Raw genomic sequence first — 1172 nt, 5'->3', positions numbered from 1 at the left:
TGCAGACGGTCTCCGCGCCCCGCCCCGTCCCCGGCGAATGCCGACGCTTCCGAAGGAATCCGTCATGTTCCGCAGAATCCAGCGCACCCGGCTCACCGCCGTGGCCGCGTCCGCCCTGCTGCTGTTCGGAGCCGCCGCCTGCGGGTCCGGCGAGAGCGACGACCAGGACGCGCCGTCCGGCGACAGCGCGCCGAAGGGGGCCTTCCCGGTCACCCTCGACCACAAGTACGGCACCACGACCGTCAAGAACGACCCGCAGCGCATCGTCACCGTCGGCCTCTCCGACCAGGACGCGGTCCTCGCCCTCGGCAAGGTGCCCGTCGGCACGACCGAGTGGTTCGGCGAGTTCAAGGGCGCCATCGGCCCGTGGGCCGAGAAGGCGCTCGGCGACAAGTCCCGCCCCACCGTCCTGCACGACGACGGCACCGGCCCGCAGGTCGAGAAGATCGCCTCGCTCCGCCCCGACCTGATCCTCGCGCTGTACTCGGGCCTCACCAAGGACCAGTACCGCACCCTCTCCAAGATCGCCCCGGTCGTCGCCCAGCCCAAGGAAGGCGCGGACTGGGGGATCTCCTGGCAGGACCAGACCACGCAGGTCGGCAAGGCCCTCGGCAAGAGCGACGAGGCCAAGGAGCTGGTCGCCAAGACCGAGAAGCACATCGCCGACGCCGCCGCCGCGCACCCCGAGTTCAAGGGCAGGAGCGCGGTCATGGCGACGCCGTACGAGGGCATGTACGTCTACGGCCCGCAGGACAACCGCTCGCGCGTGCTGACCGGCCTCGGCTTCCAGCTCCCGGCGGGCCTCGACAAGGTCGTCGGTGAGGCGTTCGGCGCCAACATCAGCAAGGAGCGCACCGACCTCCTCGACACGGACGCCGTCGCCTGGATCGTCACCGACCCGGCCAAGGACGCCAAGAAGCTCCACGCCGACCCGCTGTACGGCAAGCTCGACGCGGTCAAGGAGGGCCGCGAGGTCATGATCAAGGAGAGCAGCCACTTCGGCAGCGCCATCTCCTTCGTGACCCCGCTGAGCATCCCGTACACCGTCGACCGCCTGGTCCCGATGCTGTCGGCCGCCGTCGACGGCAAGACCGACACGAAGGTCGAGCACCCCGCGTCCTGACGCCTCGGGGGTGTCCTGCCGATCGGCAGGACACCCCCGAGGCGTCAGG

The 1172-nt window shown here is 70.5% G+C and carries 1 protein-coding gene; it reads left to right on the top strand.

What is annotated here, in order from left to right; translation table 11 throughout:
* Positions 1-64 precede the first annotated feature (64 nt).
* On the top strand, positions 65-1123 hold the full coding sequence (locus JS521_RS35780; protein ID WP_205087007.1) for an iron-siderophore ABC transporter substrate-binding protein: 1059 nt from the start codon (positions 65-67) through the stop codon (positions 1121-1123).
* Positions 1124-1172: the final 49 nt, after the last annotated feature.

Source organism: Streptomyces durocortorensis (assembly GCF_016901035.1).
In the GTDB taxonomy this organism is placed as follows: Bacteria; Actinomycetota; Actinomycetes; order Streptomycetales; family Streptomycetaceae; genus Streptomyces; species Streptomyces durocortorensis.
This window is presented reverse-complemented; position numbering and strand designations above follow the sequence as displayed.

What these genes read in the sequence shown, in the direction of transcription:
- JS521_RS35780 (WP_205087007.1), top strand. Translation starts at nt 65, where the DNA reads ATGTTCCGCAGAATCCAGCGCACCCGGCTCACCGCCGTGGCCGCGTCC.